This window comes from Streptomyces sp. ICC4 (genome assembly GCF_003287915.1).
GTDB classification, from domain to species: Bacteria; Actinomycetota; Actinomycetes; order Streptomycetales; family Streptomycetaceae; genus Streptomyces; species Streptomyces tritrimontium.
In genome coordinates, this window is the sequence record NZ_CP030286.1 from 4,554,199 (window position 1) to 4,571,982 (window position 17,784).

12 protein-coding genes are annotated in these 17,784 nt (G+C 71.2%); 8 read left to right on the top strand and 4 right to left on the bottom strand.

The features are described 5' to 3' along the window. Positions 1-210: 210 nt before the first annotated feature. On the bottom strand, positions 211-1,296 hold the full coding sequence (locus DRB89_RS21120; RefSeq protein WP_112452585.1) for an S-(hydroxymethyl)mycothiol dehydrogenase: 1,086 nt from the start codon (positions 1,294-1,296) through the stop codon (positions 211-213). A 253-nt stretch (positions 1,297-1,549) separates the two neighbouring features. On the opposite strand from DRB89_RS21120, the gene DRB89_RS21125 reads away from it, so the two are divergent. The 8 genes from DRB89_RS21125 to DRB89_RS21160 all read left to right on the top strand — a co-directional run bounded on the left by DRB89_RS21125 (position 1,550) and on the right by DRB89_RS21160 (position 12,280). After that, positions 1,550-2,593, top strand: a complete 1,044-nt coding sequence (locus DRB89_RS21125) for a magnesium and cobalt transport protein CorA (protein ID WP_239516262.1) — start codon at positions 1,550-1,552, stop codon at positions 2,591-2,593. A 681-nt stretch (positions 2,594-3,274) separates the two neighbouring features. Next, on the top strand, positions 3,275-3,667 hold the full coding sequence (locus DRB89_RS21130) for a hypothetical protein (RefSeq protein ID WP_112452028.1): 393 nt from the start codon (positions 3,275-3,277) through the stop codon (positions 3,665-3,667). A gap of 5 nt (positions 3,668-3,672) precedes the next feature. Next, the gene (locus DRB89_RS21135) at positions 3,673-4,341 is read left to right on the top strand and encodes a nucleotidyl transferase AbiEii/AbiGii toxin family protein (protein WP_204357893.1); all 669 of its coding nucleotides are present in this window, start codon (positions 3,673-3,675) and stop codon (positions 4,339-4,341) included. 344 nt (positions 4,342-4,685) lie between these two features. Next, positions 4,686-6,929, top strand: a complete 2,244-nt coding sequence (locus DRB89_RS21140; protein WP_112452030.1) for a plasmid pRiA4b ORF-3 family protein — start codon at positions 4,686-4,688, stop codon at positions 6,927-6,929. 128 nt (positions 6,930-7,057) lie between these two features. Beyond that, positions 7,058-9,892, top strand: a complete 2,835-nt coding sequence (locus DRB89_RS21145) for a DEAD/DEAH box helicase (RefSeq protein WP_239516263.1) — start codon at positions 7,058-7,060, stop codon at positions 9,890-9,892. Continuing rightward, positions 9,889-11,133 carry an SWIM zinc finger family protein gene (locus DRB89_RS21150; RefSeq protein ID WP_112463382.1) on the top strand — a complete coding sequence of 415 codons (1,245 nt, stop codon included), beginning with the start codon at positions 9,889-9,891 and terminating at the stop codon, positions 11,131-11,133. Before DRB89_RS21145 ends, DRB89_RS21150 begins: the two co-directional genes overlap by 4 nt. A 486-nt stretch (positions 11,134-11,619) precedes the next feature. After that, the gene (locus DRB89_RS44720) at positions 11,620-11,757 is read left to right on the top strand and encodes a CorA family divalent cation transporter (RefSeq protein WP_239516264.1); all 138 of its coding nucleotides are present in this window, start codon (positions 11,620-11,622) and stop codon (positions 11,755-11,757) included. A gap of 181 nt (positions 11,758-11,938) precedes the next feature. Then, positions 11,939-12,280: a HopJ type III effector protein gene (locus DRB89_RS21160; protein WP_112451301.1), complete on the top strand. Its 342-nt coding sequence runs from the start codon at positions 11,939-11,941 to the stop codon at positions 12,278-12,280. 44 nt (positions 12,281-12,324) lie between these two features. On the opposite strand, the gene DRB89_RS21165 is transcribed toward DRB89_RS21160, so the two are convergent. From DRB89_RS21165 to DRB89_RS21175, 3 genes are all read right to left on the bottom strand, one after another. Beyond that, positions 12,325-12,993 (bottom strand): hypothetical protein, encoded by a 669-nt coding sequence (locus tag DRB89_RS21165; RefSeq protein ID WP_112451302.1) that lies wholly within the window; start codon positions 12,991-12,993, stop codon positions 12,325-12,327. Beyond that, positions 12,990-16,484: a CHAT domain-containing protein gene (locus tag DRB89_RS21170; RefSeq protein WP_162688672.1), complete on the bottom strand. Its 3,495-nt coding sequence runs from the start codon at positions 16,482-16,484 to the stop codon at positions 12,990-12,992. Before DRB89_RS21170 ends, DRB89_RS21165 begins: the two co-directional genes overlap by 4 nt. Positions 16,485-16,571: 87 nt before the next feature. Continuing rightward, a complete protein-coding gene (locus DRB89_RS21175) occupies positions 16,572-16,838 on the bottom strand; it encodes a hypothetical protein (RefSeq protein WP_112451304.1) in 267 nt (88 codons plus the stop codon). Positions 16,839-17,784 lie beyond the last annotated feature (946 nt).

A 17,784-nucleotide genomic window follows, 5' to 3' on the forward strand; every position in this document is an offset into this window, starting at 1 on the left:
CGGGTCGCGGTGTCCGGTGCGGTGCATCTCCCCCAGCTACCGCTGGGAGGGGCCCCCGGGCGGAGGGCCGCGGCTCGTACTGGACGTACCGCCGTGGTCCGGTGAACCTTTCCGGTCACAGCACTAGTACGGACCGTCAGGGAATCCTGGCCCTTGCTTCGGCTCTCCCCGCCGCCTGGCGCCGGGTCCGGGTCCCGGCGCCGGGCTCGGTCAGAACTCGACCACCGAGCGGAGCACCTCGCCCCGCTCCATCCGCGCGAAGGCCTCCTCGACCCCGTCGAGCGCGATCCGTTCGGAGACGAACGCGTCGAGGTCGAGGCGCCCCTGGAGGTAGAGGTCGACGAGCAGCGGGAAGTCCCGCTCGGGCAGGCAGTCCCCGTACCAGGAGGACTTCAGGGCGCCGCCGCGCCCGAAGACGTCGAGCAGAGGGAGTTCGAGGCGCATCTCCGGCGTCGGGACGCCGACCAGGACCACCGTGCCGGCCAGGTCGCGCGCGTAGAACGCCTGGCGGTACGTCTCGGGGCGGCCGACGGCATCGATGACCACGTCGGCGCCGTTCCCGCCGGTGAGCTCCTGGATGGCCTTGACCACGTCCACGGCCGCGCCGTTGACGGTGTGCGTGGCGCCGAGGCCCCGCGCCCATTCGAGCTTCCGGTCGTCGAGGTCCACGGCGATGATCCGCGAGGCTCCGGCCAGCCGGGCCCCGGCCACGGCGGCGTTGCCCACTCCCCCGCAGCCGATGACGGCGACGGAGTCGCCGCGCCCGACGTTGCCGGTGTTCAGGGCCGCGCCGAGACCGGCCATCACCCCGCAGCCGAGCAGTCCCGCGGCGGCCGGCGAGGCGGCCGGGTCCACCTTGGTGCACTGGCCGGCGGCGACCAGGGTCTTCTCGGCGAAGGCACCGATGCCCAGCGCCGGGGAGAGCGGGGTGCCGTCCTCCAGGGTCATGGACTGGGTGGCGTTGTGCGTGGCGAAGCAGTACCAGGGGCGGCCGCGCTTGCAGGCCCGACAATTGCCGCACACCGCACGCCAGTTGAGGACGACGAAGTCACCGGGGGCCACGGAGGCGACGTCCGGTCCGACCGATTCGACGACCCCGGCCGCCTCGTGGCCGAGCAGGAAGGGGAACTCGTCGTTGATCCCGCCCTCGCGGTAGTGCAGGTCGGTGTGGCAGACCCCGCAGGCCTGGACCCGTACGAGCACCTCGCCGGGCCCCGGGTCGGGCACGAGGATCGTCGTGGTCTCCACCGGCGCGCCCTTGCTCCGTGCGATGACCCCTCGTACGCGATGCGTCACTTGCTACCCCGATCTCGATCACGGTCTCGTCGACTGCTCGGCCGATCCCGCGCAGGATCCGCCGGTCCGGCCAACGTACACGCGCTTTCCCGCGTGCGGGAGTTGCCCCACGCCCCGGCGTGCCGGTCGCAGAACTAGTGCTGTGGCCGGGAAGGTTTGCCGGGTCGCGGTGTCCGGTGCGGTGCATCTCCCCCAGCTACCGCTGGGAGGGGCCCCCGGGCGGAGGGCCGCCGCTTGTACTGGACGTACTTCGGTGGTCCGCACCCCCGCCGACCACCGCAGCGTGATCGACTCCGCCGTCTACCGCGACGGCGTGCGCATCGCCTCCCCCGTCACCCTCGCCGACACCTTCCGCCAACTCCGCGAACAGCCGGACGGCATGGCCTGGATCGGCCTGCACCGCCCGACGGAATCCGAACTCCACTCCCTGGCAGCCGAGTTCAACCTCCACCCGCTCTCCATCGAAGACGCCCTGGAGGCCCACCAGCGCCCCAAACTGGAGCGCTACGGAGACACCCTCTTCGTCGTCCTGCGCGCCGCCCGCTACCTGGACGCACTGGAGGAGGTCGACTTCGGCGAGCTCCACATCTTCGTGGGCCCCGACTTCCTGATCACGGTCCGCCACGGCGCCGCCCCGGACCTCTCGGCCGTCCGCCGGCGAATGGAGAAGTCCCCCGAACTCCTCTCCCTCGGCCCTGAGGCCGCCCTCTACGCCATCCTCGACGCGGTGGTCGACGGCTACGCCCCGGTCGTCGAGGGCGTCCAGATCGACATGGACGAGATCGAGACCGAGGTCTTCAGCGGCGACCCGGAGGTCTCCCGCCGCATCTACGAACTCTCCCGCGAAATGGTCGAGTTCCAGCGTGCCACCCGCCCCCTGGTCGGCATGCTCCACAGCCTGATGGCGGGCTTCGCGAAGTACGGCACGGACGAGGAACTCCAGCGCTACCTCCGCGACGTGGCGGACCACGTCACCCACACCAGCGAACGCGTGGACGGCTTCCGCCAGGCCCTCACGGAAATCCTGACGGTCAACGCCACCCTGGTGTCCCAACAACAGAACGCCGAAATGCGCGCATTGGCCGAAGCGGGCTTCGAACAGAACGAAGAAATCAAAAAAATCTCCTCGTGGGCCGCCATCCTCTTTGCACCCACACTCGTGGGAACCATCTACGGCATGAACTTCGAAGACATGCCGGAGCTGAAGTGGGCGGGCGGCTACCCCTTCGCAGTCGGCTTGATGGGCGTGGTTTGCGTAAGTTTGTACATGATTTTCAAGCGTCGGGACTGGCTCTAGGGGTCGACCGGCTCCACCAGCGCAGCGTACATAGTTTGCTGTTGCATCTCCGGAATGGGTACTAGTATGAGGCGCTGGGGAGCCCCTGGGGAGAAGTGATGCAAGTGATCTCGTCTACCTGCCTCCGGCAAGGCCCTGAACAGGACTTTTACCCTCCTGACGTCGCTGGGGAGAATCCGGGGAGAATCGGCTGACGACCCAGGTCCTGCGTCTGCGGTTTCGCCCTGTCCGCTTTCCTGGTCAACATCTCAGCGTGGCCCTTGCTGCACCCGCAACGGATCACAGACAGTGGCATTGCTGCTGAACGGCGGCACCATCGGCCCGCTCTGTACGCCTCCCGTTGTCGGCGCTGAACCGGCCCCACCCACCACCCGCAAAGGCCGCCGACGTCAGCATGTCTGTCGGAGTGGTCTGCTACCCGATGGTGTCCCGCCGAGGACACCATCGGTGGCGTTCGTCGATGCGAGGCCGGATGAAGCGGGAAGTGCTGGTGGTGACGAGTGGTGTTCAGGTCAGCCCAGCGTCTGCGCGTCCAGGTCTCATACACAAGCGGCCGACAGCCCGTGCCTCCTGCTCAGGGCAAGAACGGGCTGCGACAGCCGGCGCACCGCCGCTACTCACTCCGGGCGCGGGCTCGCACATCGTGGCCCGCATCACTTCTTCGGCCGCCATAATGGAGGCATGTCCTCCAGCCCACAGCATCCTGCGCCCGCGCCGAGGGGCCTCTCCGGCGCGGAAGCCGAGGACCTCGCGCTGTACCGGGAGAAGTTCCGGCGCCGTCTGCCGGAATCGCTGGACGAGCTGCATGGGCCGGCGCGCGGTGTCGTAGAGCTGCCGCTGCACCTGGCCTGGTCCGGGATGACCTCGTACGACCTGGGCAAGCCTCGCCAGCGCATGGGCCTGTACCGCACCGTCCTGCACGAGGGCCTGCACGACGACCTGCCCCTCTACCTCAATCAGGATCTGCTCCTCCAGCTGTGGCCCGTGCTGCGCACCCTCGTCGGTCGCACCGTGCGCACCGTGTGGGAGGACGCCTTCCCCCAGCTCGCCTCCCGCACCCGGGCAGCCGCGTGACGGACATGCCGGATCTGCACATGCGGCTCCTGGCGGATGTGATTGCCCTCGGCTCGCCGTATCCCTTAGTCCTCACCGGCGGGTATGCCGTGAGGGCGCACCGCCTCGTGAACCGTCCCAGCCAGGACCTCGATGTCGCCACGGAGAACCCGGCGCCCATGGCCGACATCGCGGCCGCAGTCTGTCGCGGCCTCGAGGCTCGGGGCTGGAAAGTGCATGCACTGGAAACTGCCCCGCTGTCCGCTCGCTTCACCGTGACCGACCCGGTCACCGGGCAGGACTGTGAAGTCGACATCCTGAAGGAAGTCTTCTGGCGGCCCGTCTCCCAGAGCCCGTACGGGCCCGTCCTCGCGGAGGAGGACGTGATCGGGACCAAGGTTCGCGCCCTCGCCGACCGCGGAGCGCCCCGCGACCTGATCGACGTGTTCGCTGCCTCCCGCCGCTGGACCAATACCGAGCTTGAGGAGTTCGGCCGCCGCCACGCCCGTGGCCGCTTCGAGCGCGAGGACCTGCAGGCGAACCTCACGGGCGCCGAGTGGACCGACGACGAAGCCTTCGCCGCCTACGGCCTGGACGAGACCACCATCGCCGCCCTTCGTACCTGGGCCGTGGAGTGGGCCGATGACCTCGCGGCCCGACTCCCCGAAGAGTCCGATGATCCGGACATCGACTGATCGAATCCGGACGAGACCGCATCTGCAGGCTGCCGACGAGACCGACCAGCCCCGAGAGCTCCGACTCACGCGGCTCAGACACCCGGACGGGCTACGAAACCCGGCATCACGCCGCGTCCGCACATGTCGAGGGCTGCGACAGCCGTGGCCGGTAGGGCCATGCGCTCCCGAGCGCCTTTGCCGCCCCGCGAAAGGTCGCGAGGGCAGAGGATACCTGCTGCGGGCGGCGTCGGGACCGTGTGTGCCCCGAAGGACGGTGGCCGCCACAACCGGGTTTGAGCCGGGCATACCGGCAGCGCCATGATGGGGCCGTTCGAGTGGCCCCGGTGCGGTAGGAGCAGCAGATGCGGCGAGACGGGAAGACGGCCCCGTCCGATCTCCAGCTGAAGATCGTGCTGCACGGCACAAGACCGCCCCTGTGGCGGCGCCTCGTGCTGCCGTCCGATACCTCGCTCGGGACGCTGCACGACGCCATCCAGGTCGCCTTCGGATGGCACGGTGGCCATCTGCATCTCTTCACCGACGAGTTCGGCCGGGGGTACGGCGATGCGGCCCGACTCACCGGCATCGACCTCGGCTTCGGCCACGAGGTCGGCGACGAGGACGCCACCGCGCTCGGCGACGTGCTGGCCGAGGAGAAGGCACGGCTGCGCTACGTCTACGACTTCGGCGACGACTGGGAGCACGGGATCACGCTGGAGAAGACACTGCCGTGCCCGGTCGACGCGGAGCGGGCGGTGCGCTGCGTCGGCGGCCGTCGCGCCGACGTACCGGCCGAGGACATCGGCGGCGTGCGGGGGCTGGCTGAGGTGCTGGAGTTCCTCGGCACCCCGGACGGGGCAGGGGATGGCCCGTACGGCGAGCTTGTCGCCGAGCTGCGGGCGGCCGGTTACGATCCGGCGGCCTTCGACCGGGACGGGATCACCGCGCGGCTGGCCCGGCTGACGCCGGACACGGTGTCCGGCAATGCGAAGCCGCCGACCGGTGAAGGGGCCGGGCGCGGCGGTGTCCGTCGGCTGACCGCCGAGGACGTGGCGTTGTGTACCTGTGGGCAGTGCGGGGTGGGCGATCCCGTCGATGCCGGAGTCGACGGACCGGCCGAGGATGTGCCCGTGCTGCGCCCGGTGACGCTGGCTCCGCGGGAGAACCTTGTCGCTGCCGTGCGGGGTGTTCCGCTCTTCGACGCTGCGCTGCGGCTCGCCGCCTGGTGCCGCGAGGGACGGCAGGTCACCGCTGGCCGGGTACTGCGGCCCGCGCTCGCCCGTGAGGCCGTCGAGGAGATCCAGCTGTGGAAACTGGCCGGCGACGACTCGCCGTATGCCGATGCCGTCGCGAGGGCTCGTGCGTTGAAATCGCTGCGCAGCGCCAAGGACGTGGCCGTTCTCGATGATCCGTGGTGGCTCGCCGTGGATGGCGGAATGATCACGATCAGCGGTGGCCGCGCGTGGGGTGGCGCGGCAACCGACTTCACCGGTGAGGGCCTCCTGGATTTCTGGGCCGCCACGATGGGCGATCTGCTGGAGGAGATCGGTGAGACGGGGGTGCTGAACGGGTGGCACGGTGAGTTGGGCGAGCTGACGGCCGAGATCGCCGACGGACTGGTCGGCCTGCTGTACGACGACCCGGACGACGCCTGGGTGGATGTCGACGACCTGCGTGCGAAGGCCCGCGAGGTGGGCGAGAACGGGCCGGAGTTCGATCTCTTCCAGGCGATGTTCGCGGCGTCCTTCCAGGGACTCGGGGAAAGGCTCGCCCTGCTGGGCGCGGTGGAGTACGAGCCCGGTGACGGGGACGATTCGGCCGAGGAGACGCTGCGCACATTCCTGAACGCCATGGTCGGAGAGGAGCTGGGCGGCGGTTCGGGAACCTCGACGGCAGCGTCGGCCCCGTCGTGGGACGACCAGCGCGGGCACCGCATGCGGCTCACCCCACTCGGCCGCTACGGGCTCCGCGCGTACCTGATGGAGTGCGGTGTGCCCGCGCCGCTGCTCGGCGAGTACGCCGAAGCGGACGCCGACGCTCTGCTCCAGGGGCTCCTGGGCTACTCCCCCGACGAGATGCGCCGGGAGGTCGAAGGGTGGCTGGCACACCGTTCGGCGACGGATGCCGCGGTAGGGCTGCTCGACGCATGCGCGGGAGACGGCTCCGAGGCAGCGTCGAAGCGCGCCGTGGCCCAACTGGTGCTGGCCGACCTCGACGACCCCCGGGCACTGCGCGTGCTGCGCAAGGCAGCGGACTCCGACGTCGAGGGGTGCCGCCAGGTGGCCACCACGACCCTGGGCGCACGCCTTGGGGCAGAAGCGCGCGTGGACCCGGAGCGGGCGGAGGAGGCCGGACTGTGGCTGCTCATCGACGGACTGTCGATCCTCGCCGGTGCTCAGGAGAGCGAGGAACTGACCCGCGGCTTCCTGGAGAACTGGAACACGGCGCCGGAGGCGCTCGAACAGCGGGTGGACGAGCTGTGGCGAGTGGAGCACCCAGCCACCGCCCAAGTGCTCGCCGAACTGGGTGAGGGCCTGCGCGGCGTCGACAAGCGGCTGGCCAAACGCATGCGTACCGCGGCGAACAAGGCCCACTCCCGCCGGTGACGGCAGGGGCGAAACCTGCTGGTGGAAGAAGACGCGGTGAAGACCGCCTGGACGACGGTGAGGCGAAAAAGAGAGTGGCACGAGTCCTCGTACGGGAGCAGGGCACGGGCACGAGGAGCGTGCCGCCATTGGCCACACCGGAGTCGGCGGCCTGGGCCCGGAGTCTGCTCGACGACGGCTGGGCGGCGGTCTTCCTGCCCGGCGAGCCCGCCCGCCTCGGCCGGTTGCTGCTCTGGCAGCCCGCCGGGGCAGCCGCCGCCGAGGGCACGGCACCCGCGGGCGTCGAGGCCGAGGCGGCGGAGCTCGTGCTGCCGCACGGCCGCTCGGTCAGACGGCGCAGGGCGGAGGGTTACGCGCTGCCCGTCGCCCTCGCTGTCGCCGCGCTGTCCGGGGCACAGCCACCACATCCATCCGCCGCCGCCTGGCAGGCCGCCGCCCGCTTCGCGCTCCGGCTGCTCGCCGACGGCCGCCTCCACCCGGCCCTCACCCCCGCCGGCTACGACACCTGGCAGGCGGGCCCCTTCACCGCAGCCCAGCGTCGGACGCTGGACGCCCTCGCCGCCGCCTTCCCGCCCCACGGCCACTGCCTGCCGGAGCCGGGTCCTGCCCCGCTGCGGATCGCCGAACCGGCCGCGCTGGTGCGCCGGTTCTGCGACGCGGTCGCCGATGCCCTGGTCCGTACCCCCGCCGCTCCGCTCGCCATGGGAACCCTGCCGTACGCCTGGCGCGAGACGCGTGCCGTGCCCACCCTGCACGAGTGGGCCGAGGAGACCGCCGCCGCGTTCACCGCCGACGTCCGGATCTCGCTGCGGGTCGACGTACCCGAGGGACGCCGCCGGCACTTCCGGGCCGTCCTCCAGCTGCACACCGCTGCGGATCCGGCGCTCGTCGTGGAGGCCGCACAGCTGTGGAGCGAGCCGGCCGAGACCGAGCGCCTGCTCGGCCCGCGCGCCGAAACCGAGACGCTGCTCGCACTGCGCCGCGGCGCCCACGTCTGGCCACCGCTCGACCGGCTGCTGAAGGACGCCGCTCCGGACCAGCTGCGGCTGACCGACGACGAAGCCTTCGACCTGCTGGGCGACGCCACCGACACGCTGCGCGCCGCCGGTGTCGACGTGCACTGGCCGCGCGAGCTCGTCAAGGCACTGACCGCGACCGCGGAGATCGGGCAACGCACCGCGCCCGGCTCCAGCACGGGCGGCATGCTCGACGCCGACACCCTCCTCGACTTCCGCTGGCAGCTCTCGCTCGGCGGAGACCCGCTTACCGAGGCCGAGATGGACGCCCTCGCGGAGACGCGTCGCCCCCTCGTCCGGCTGCGCGACCAGTGGGTGGTCGCCGACCCGAAGCTGGTGGCCCGCGCCCGGCGCCGCCGGATGGAACCGCTCACTCCCATGGAGGCGCTGGGCGCCGCGCTGACCGGCGAAGCGGAGCGGGACGGGGAGACCTTTCGCTGCACGGCGGTCGGTGCGCTCGGCGGCCTCGTCGCCCGTGTCCGCGACCCCGAATCCCGCACCCCCGCCCCGCAGCCCTCCGCACTGAAGGCCACGCTGCGCGACTACCAGAAACGGGGCCTCGCCTGGCTGGCCGAGATGTGCGAGCTCGGTCTCGGCGGCTGCCTCGCCGACGACATGGGCCTGGGCAAGACCATCACCCTGCTCGCTCTGCACCTGCACCGCCAGACCGACCCCGCCACCGCGGGCCCCACGCTCGTCGTCTGCCCCGCCTCGCTGCTCGGCAACTGGCAGCGCGAGGCAGCCAGGTTCGCACCGTCCACCCCCGTGCGCCGCTACCACGGCGGCGACCGCCACCTGAAAGACCTCGCCGACGACGAGATCGTCCTGGTCACCTACGGGGTCCTGCGCCGCGACCGGGAGACCCTCGCCGAGAACGCCTGGTCGCTGATCGCCGCCGACGAGGCCCAGCACGTCAAGAACCCCTACGCCGTCACCGCCCGCGAGCTGCGCGCCCTGCCCACCCGCGCCCGCGTCGCCCTCACCGGCACTCCCGTGGAGAACAACCTCTCCGAACTGTGGGCGCTCCTCGACTGGACCACTCCCGGACTCCTCGGACCGCTCACCGCCTTCCGCGACCGCCACGCCCGCGCGATCGAGTCGGGCGAGGACCCGCAGGCCGTCGAACGGCTGTCCCGTCTCGTCCGCCCGTTCCTGCTGCGCCGCAGGAAGTCCGACCCGGGCATCGCCCCCGAACTGCCCGCCAAGACCGAGACCGACCGCGTCGTGCCGCTGACCGCCGAGCAGGCAAGTCTGTACGAGGCGGTGGTCCGCGAAACCATGGCGAAGATCAACGAAGCCGAGGGCATCGCCCGCCGCGGCCTGATCCTGAAGCTCCTCACCGCACTGAAGCAGATCTGCAACCACCCCGCCCAATATTTGAAAGAGCACAGCCTGCGCCAGTCCACACCGCTGCACGGCCGCTCCGGCAAACTGGCGTTGCTCGACGAACTGGTCGACACCATCACCGCCGAAGGCGAGTCGGTGTTGGTCTTCACCCAGTACAAGCAGATGGCGAGCCTGCTGGAGAAGCACCTCGCGGAACGAGGCGTCCCCACCCTCTTCCTACACGGCGGCACCCCCGTCACCGCGCGCGAGGAGATGGTGGACCGCTTCCAGCGCGGCGAGGTGCCGGTGTTCCTGCTCTCCCTGAAGGCCGCGGGCACCGGCCTGAACCTCACCCGTGCCACCCATGTCGTGCACTACGACCGCTGGTGGAACCCGGCGGTTGAGGACCAGGCCACCGACCGCGCCTACCGCATCGGCCAGGATAGACCGGTACAGGTCCACAAACTCATCGCGGAGGGGACCGTGGAGGACAAGGTGGCGAAGCTTCTCGAATCCAAGCGCGCGCTCGCCGACGCCGTGGTCGGCTCCGGTGAGGCGGCTCTGACCGAACTGTCCGACGCCGATCTCGCCGAACTCGTAGCGCTGGGGAGGCAGGAATGAGCCCCTCGATCCCCGGCCCGCGCCGCACGCCCGCCCGCGGCAGGCGTGCCTTCGCCACGACCTGGTGGGGCCAGGCATGGGTGACGGCCCTGGAGGACTCCACCCTGGACTCGGGACGCCTGTCCCGCGGACGCACCTACGCCCGCCAGGGCATGGTAGGCCCGACCGCGATCGCCCCCGGCCAGGTCAAAGCAGCCGTCAGGGGCAGCAGGCCCCGCCCCTACCGCTCCGCCGTCCACCTGCCCGTCCTCACCGACGCCCAGTGGGACACCCTCCTCGACACCATCTCAGCCCGGGCCGGGCATCTCGCCGCACTCCTCGACGGCGATATGCCCGCCGAACTCGTCGACGACGCCCGCCACGCTGGCATCCCCCTGCTCCCGCAGCCCACCGAACTCGACCCCGAATGCTCCTGCCCCGACTGGGGCTACCCCTGCAAACACGCCGCCGCGCTCTGCTACGCCATCGCCTCCACCATCGACGCCGACCCCTTCGTGGTGTTCGCGCTGCGCGGCCGCGGACGGGAGGAGGTCCTCGCCCAGCTGCGCGCCCGCCGTGCGGCCGCCCAAGCGGCCTCCACCCCACCGGCCCCAGCCGGCCTCCCGGCCGTCGGCGCCTATGCGGCCTGGGCTGCCCTGGCCGAACACCCTCCACCCCTTCCGGAGCTCCCCGAACCGGCCCCCCACACCGCCGCACTGCCCGCCGCCCCGCCACCCGGCACCGGTCTGTCCACCGCGGACCTCGAACGCCTCATGACGGACACCGCCGCACGCGCTGCCCGACTGCTCACGGGCGACACCACCAGCCTGCACCTGACCCAGCGCGAGGACGCGGCACGGATCGCCGCGAGCAACTGCGGACCCGAGTGGTTCCACCACCTCATCCAGAACACCGGTACCGAACCGACCGCGTTCGCCCGCCTCACCCGCGCCTGGCGATATGGCGGCCCAACCGGCATCACCGTCGCCGAACAGCCCCACACCCCCGACCCGACGGCGATGAGAGCAGCCCGCAGCGCCCTGACCGAGGCCCTCACCGAAATGACCACCACCCCGGTCGCCCTCAGGGCCTGGCGCAACCGCCTCACTCTCACCGGCCACGGCATCCAGGTGCGCCTGGGCCCCGACACCCGCTGGTACCCCTACCTCCAGGATGACGACGGCGACTGGTGGCCGGCAGCGCCGGCCGACACCGACCCCGTCACGGCGCTCACCTCCGTCTGGCAGCAGACCGAGAGGTGACACGTACGCGGGGCCCGTGAATCGCCTCCTCAGCCCACACGCAGCCGCCTCGGCCCCGGGCTCGGGATCCGTCAGCCTGGCCCGCTTCGTCGCCACCGCCTCCAGGTCCGCCGGGCCGTGGATCTTGTCGAGGTCCGTGATGAGGTCGTCAAGATCGTCACGCACGATCTGACGCCGCGCGGCCCGGAGCACGCCCCTTCCGATACTGTGCGAAGCGGCTCAGCAAGCCCCAGGAAGGCCGCCTCACCAGCGGAAGCACCGTCGAGAACCCGCTGCGGCTGGGGAGAATCTGGGGAGAATGAGCAGCGCTGGGGAGCGGCTGGGGAGAATCGACCGCACAATTCGGCGTCACCGTGAAAGCATCGGAAACACGTAACGCCGCAGGTCAGCACGCCTCATGCAGCGATCCGCGCAGGTCAACGCGTTGAGAACGACAACTTCAAAAAAATCTCCTCGCGGGCCGCCATCCTGTTTGCACCCACACTCGTGGGAACCATCTACGGCATGAACTTCGAAGACATGCCGGAGTTGAAGTGGGCCGGCGGCTACCCCTTCGCCATCCTCCTGATGGCAGTGGTCTGCGTCAGCCTGTACATCATCTTCAAGAAGCGCGACTGGCTGTAGCCGGCACATCGACGCCCTTGATCAACTAGATCCTGCGAACTTTCGGAACCGGCCCCCATGGGTCGCATAAGCGCACAGCGTGACCTGCGGAGATGCTGCTCGTTCCGACGTGTCGCGAGGGGGTAATGTCGTCCGGTCACGGACGGCAATCGGATCGTCTGTTCAACCCAGGGGAACCCACATGACTGATCTGAACTCGCTGCGGGCGAGCCTTGCGTCAGGTGAGCACGAGTTCGCCGACACCTTGGCCTTCATCGCCGCGCATTACGAGTATCAGCCGCAGGCGTTCCGCAACGGGGAACTGGAAAATGCCGCAGGTGCGAACGAGGGTTCCTGCAAGACGCTGGGGCTGGCCCTGCTGGAAGGGCTGAGCGACCAGGAAGCGCTGCTGGCGTTCGGTGAGCACTATCGCGGTGTGCTGGCGACGCCGAACGACACCGACCACGGCAACATTCGCAACCTCATGGCCCATGGCCTGGACGGGGTGAGCTTCGCCGGGCAACCGTTGGCCCGCAAGAGCTGAACAGCGACATCCGGGCGAGCTTCGCGAACGGCCCCCGGGGCGGGTCAGTCTGACAGTGCGATGGTGTGCGGTGTCGGCGCGAGTTGTGCGCGGTAGCGGCGGAGGCCCCAGTTGCGGTGCTCCAGTTCCGCCGCGACCCGTACCTCGGCCGTGTTCACGCGGCCGGGCACGAGCTCCACCAGTGCGGCCACCGGGTGATCGCCGACCAGTGGGAAACCCTTGACCCGTCGGAACTCCCACTGCGGGTTCGGCTGGGAAGCCCCGTGGCCCCGGACGGTCCACTCCTCCCTCGCCGGTCCGGCTCCAGCCGGCTTCTCCACCCCCACGTCCAGCACGCCCGTCGTGACCGTGAAGCTCAAACCCGTCCCGAGTCCGGCGACCGGACGGGTGCGCTCGCCCGGGTCGATCAGGCGCGCCATCGGCTGTACGCCGGGCTCCGGTGTGGACAGTGCGACGCCCAGGGAGGCGTGGCGGAAGACGCCTTTGCTCGTCGGAGTCTCCGGGCGGAACGAGCACACCATCAGCAGGTGCCGGAACTCCCGGTCTGGTGTGGCGCCGAGGTAGGAAAGCCAGTCGGCCGGCGCGCCCGCACGGTCGGCGGGCAGGAGGTCCCAGCCGAAAGTGAGCCTGCCGCGCAGCGGTGCGTCGTCCGCCGGGCTGCCGAGCGTACGCTCCGGCACGAGTTCGACGTCGTGCAGTCGAATCTCGGTCATGCGGCGGCTCCCTTGCTCCTGCCGTGCACGTAGGTGAACGCTCCCCAGTCACGGTAATGGGGATACGTCGTGCGCGTGGCGAGTTGGGCGCCGCGGAAGGCTCGCTCCGGTTCCGCGCCGCGCGCGACCCCCTGGTGCAGGTGGTGGTAGAAGTACGTGGCGGGCTCCGGTCGTACGGGCCACAGGCACCCGACGACGGCCTGCGCCCCGGCGGTGATCAGTGCCGACGGGATGCCGCGGATGTTGTCCCCGCGGTCGAACCGGCCCAGCGCCGACTCGCAGGCGGCGAGCGTGACGAGGCGGACGCCGCGCAGGTCGACGTCGAGGAAGTCGTAGGCGAATACGCGGCCGTCGTCGTCGCCGTCCTGCGTGAGGTAGAGGCAGTGCATCCACGGTGCGTCCTCGTCCAGTGTCCCGTGTGCGGCGATGTGGACGACGTCCGCCGTGGACATCTCCGCGCGCAGCCTGTCGCGCGTGGCCGCGGGACCGGTGAGGGCTTCGGCGCCCACCGCCCCGGCGACCTTCCGCGCGTGCTCCTCCAGCGCCGGCTCCGCCCGCAGGCCGAAGGGGACGCCCCCGGCGGCGGAGGCCAGTACGGCGGTGCGGCGCGCACGCGCGGGGACCTCGACGGGTGCCAGGGCTTCGAGGCCCGCGATCGTGGTGACCGTCCAGTCGTCGGCGAGCAGGCGGCCGCCCGTGCGGCACAGCGGGAGGGGCAGGTAGTGCAGGGCGCCGTGCGGCCAGGCCAGGATGCGGTCCTTGCCCTGGACGCGCCACTCGGCCCACCGCTCGCTGCCGCTGAGCGGCAGGCCGGCCGACTCCAGCAGCCGGCTGCCCTCCGGCGTCACATCGGCGAACAGCGGGTCGCGTTCGACCTCCGACCGGATCGCCTCGACCCGGTCCGCCACCGGGTGCCGGTCGTCCTGCCCCTGCCCCTGCCCCTGCCCCTGCTCGTTCTCGTTCTCGTTCTCGTTCGACTGCTCCTGCTCGCGCTCGCCTAGGCGTACCACGAGTTCCTGGCCCTGCCTGGTGACGGCGAGCAGCACGGCCGCGCCGTTCATCGCCGCGGGCAGGAACCACGTCAGCAGCACCGTTCGATCGTCCAGCAGATCGGGCACCTTGGCCCAGATGTGCTGGTCGTCGGTGAGCGGTGCCGAGCGGCGACGCAGCTCGTCGTCGATGAACGACGAGATGCGCCACCGCAGGTTCCGGGCGATCTGCGCGTTGTCGTGGCCGCTCGGTCGGCGGTCCGTGTCCATCACGTTCAGCAGGTTCGGCGGGTTCGGCAAGGCGCCGTCGGTGGCCGGCTCCTCCAGGTCGCGCAGTTTGGCGATGAAGTGCTGGATGTGCGCGGGGAGTTCGAGCGGGCCGTCAATGCGCCACCACGCGCCGAGCTCCGATCCCTTGCCCGCATGGTGCAGGCCGAGGAGGAGGCCCATGGGCAGCGTCTCGCTTTCGGAGACGATCTGCCAGACCGCCGAGTGCACGAGGTCGCGCAGGAGCCCGCCGAGTTCGGGCGAGCTGCTCGTGTCGAAGTTCGGCGCGTCCACGATGATCGCGCGCAGTGCGTCGACGAGTTCGCCGCCGTGCAGGTTGCCGATCCGCATCACGAACGGCACCAGGCTCGCCCGCGCCAGTTCCTCGAAGCCGAGCGATGCGTAGCCGAGTGCCGCGTACGTGTAGTAGCCCCACGGGAACGGGACGGGGCCCGGGGGCGGCTCGTCCGCCGTCGTCGCCTGGTAGTACAGATCCGCCGTGAGCAGCCGGACTTCCTCGCTCAGGCCGTTGCCCGCCTGCCGCAGCAGGGTGAGCCCCCACGCCGGCTGCCGCCGGTCGCGGGCGTGCGCGGCCGCGTGCAGCAGAGCCGCGGATCGCTGCGCCGCCGTCCAGGACTCCGGGAACGACACCGGGAGCGGCTGGCCGGGACGCGGGCACTCGCTCGGGTCGTCGGGCAGCGCGTGGAGCCGGGCCTCGATCAGCTGCCTGCGGTGGGTGGGGGCCCACTGGACGTCGAGCTGGTCCGCCCAGTCCAACACGGTGCGCAGCAGCGGCCGGTCGGCGCGTTCCCGGGCCAGGTTGACGCCTTGGTTGATCACCTTCGCGGTCATCGTCGTGCCGTGGGCGGCGACGAAATCGGCCAGCGGCCTCCCGAACACCCCCGCGAGCAGCCCGGCGGCCGTCTCCGGGGACACCCTGCTCGTCGTCCGCAGAAGGAACAGCGCGAGGTCCGGCTCGTCGGCGCCCGGCGCGGCACTCCATGCCGACAGCGCGGCGTCGGCGGCGTCACGGTGAACTCCCTCCCCGTCCGCGAGGATCTGCGCGAGTACCGCCAGCAGTCGGGGCCTCATCGAGCCGCCGTCCAGCTCCAGCGCCCGCACCACCAGCTGTCCCGCTTCCGCCACCAGCCGGGCGGACTCCCTCTGGAAGGGCTCCTCTTCGGTGGACCACGTGCGGTACAGGTCAGCGGTCAGCCGGGCGAACCAGGTGGTCAGCAGCTCGCGCGCGTACGCGTCGGCGGCCAGGTCCTCCGGTCCGCGGGTGGCCAGCCGCAACCGGGCGGCGGCCAGCAGCGCGGCCACCAGGCCGGCTTCCGGGCCGGCTTCCGGGCCGGCGGAGCCGCCCAGGCTGTCGATCAGGCGGGCCGCCACCGCTGCGGACTCCTCGAACACGGCGCGGTCGGACCGGTCCGCCACCAGTCGGACGCCCGCCTCGACGGTCCGGAACGCCGCGACCCGCCAGGCGGCCTCCCTCCCGCAGGCGTCGGCGAGTTCGGCGACCAGTCGCCAGTAGACGTACATGAACTCCGCCGGGCCGCCGTGCTCGGGGAACCCGTCCCCGAACAGCGGATCCACCATCGCCCCGGCGGACAGCGCGTGGTGCTCCGCCAAGGCCCGCCGTGTCTCCTCCACTTGGCGCGCCCGTCGCTTCGCCTCGTCCAAGGAGATGATCCGATCGCACACGTACTGCGCCAGGTCCATGAGCACGCCGACCGGGTCGATGACGAACGTGACCGTCGGCGGATCGTCCGCCGCGCGGGCGGGCTCACCGAAGCGCACGGAGCCGGCGCACACCATCCCCCGCCCCGTTTCGAAGACCAGCGCGTCCAGGGGATCGCCGGTGGCGGGGAGTACGTGGGACACGATCAGCATGACCGAGCCCGAGGCCTCCGCCGCCTCGCGCCACCCCGGCGGCCTTTCCAGGTCGAGGTCGTGGGCGAAGGGCGCGCCATCGGGGTCGAGGACGGACAGGACACCCCCCGCGTCCTGCGTGACGCACCACCGGGGGTCGGCGGGGCGGCCGAACGGCAGCGCGTCCAGTGAGAGGAGCGCCGGGAGGCCCCGCGCGTACGCGCGCGCGAACAGGCTGCCTCCGGCCCCGCCACCCGCGGTGAAGGGGCTGATGTCGGCCAGGCCGACCGCCAGGCCGGCCCGGCGGGTCCCCTCCACCTCGGCGATGAACGCCCACCCGGTGACCTCCCGTGACAGTCGCACGCCATCCCCCTTCGCGCCGCCGGTCATCGACAGGTTCAACCGTGTCACAGACGGCGGCCGGACCACCGCTGCTCCGACTCGCCCGCGCTACGCCGCGCAGCCCGTCCCGACACCCTGTACGGGCTCCCGTTCGGCGGCGATCCGCCCTCCCGGGCGGGCGCGGCCGGGTTCTCGGAGTCCGGTCGTCGGGGTGGGCAGTTCGGCCCAGACCTGGTGGCCGGCCGCCGTGTGGGCGGCGCCCCAGAGGGCGGCGAGCGCGTCGACGATGTCGAGTCCGCGACCGGACGTGTCCCGTGAGGTCGCGCGGCCCGGTTCACGGCCGCGCCATCCGGGGCCCGAGTCGCCGACGACCATGTGCACGGCCGTGGTGGCGTCGTCGAGGGTGACCGTGGCCAGCCTTGTGCCAGATGGGGCCGAGGCCGTGCGTGGCGGCGTTGGTGACGAGTTCCGAGATGACGAGAGCGGCGTCGTCGACCAGGTTCTCCAGGTCCCAGGTCGTCAGCGTCGCCACCACCTGCCGGCGCGCCGCACGGGGGGACTCCCTGCATGCGGAGAGGTGCCAGCGGGGGGCCGACCTGACGATCCGGCGCTGCGGAGGAGGTGCGGGAGAGTACATTGCGCGTTCCTGGGGTGGCAGGGTCCTGGCTGGTCTTCGTTGACTCCCACTGCGATTTCATGTGTGCGGTGCCGTCATGCGGTCCACCGCACGTACGCCATCCGGTCTAGACCAATGGCTGCGGATTCCAGTTCTAGCACGGGCCGGCCGGAAAGGGAACGTTCCGGACTCACGGCCGGTCCGAGGCCGACCATCGGCCGGGTCCGGGCCCGCCGGCGAGCTCCCCGGTCCCGTGCGCCGAGCACCCCCGTGCCCCAGCCCACGGGACCGGGGCGACCCGGCCCCCGTTGCACCGCACCCCCGAAAAGCGGGCGCGCCCCGTTCGTCCGGGGGGTCCGGAACCTCCGAACACGGCCCCCGCCGCAGGGGCGCCCGACGCTGTCGCAGCATCACCGCCCCTCCCCCGCGCCCTTCTCTCCCAGCAGCCCCGGAGCTCAGCAAGCTAGACGTGAACCGTCCAGAAGTCGGGCACCGGCGCATCTAGTGGGCTAGATGACGGGATGAACATACGTCGTCCCACGTGTGCCCTGTCAAGCAACGGAGAGGTGATCATCCGGTGAAGTGGCGTGGGTCACTTTCGCCGGTGTCCGCTAGCCGGGTAGATGCAGTTCGTTGCATTGTGTGGTGAGAGCCGTCTAGGCCAGTAGATAATGCAGGTGGTGGTCGGTGCAGCGGTCGGTCACG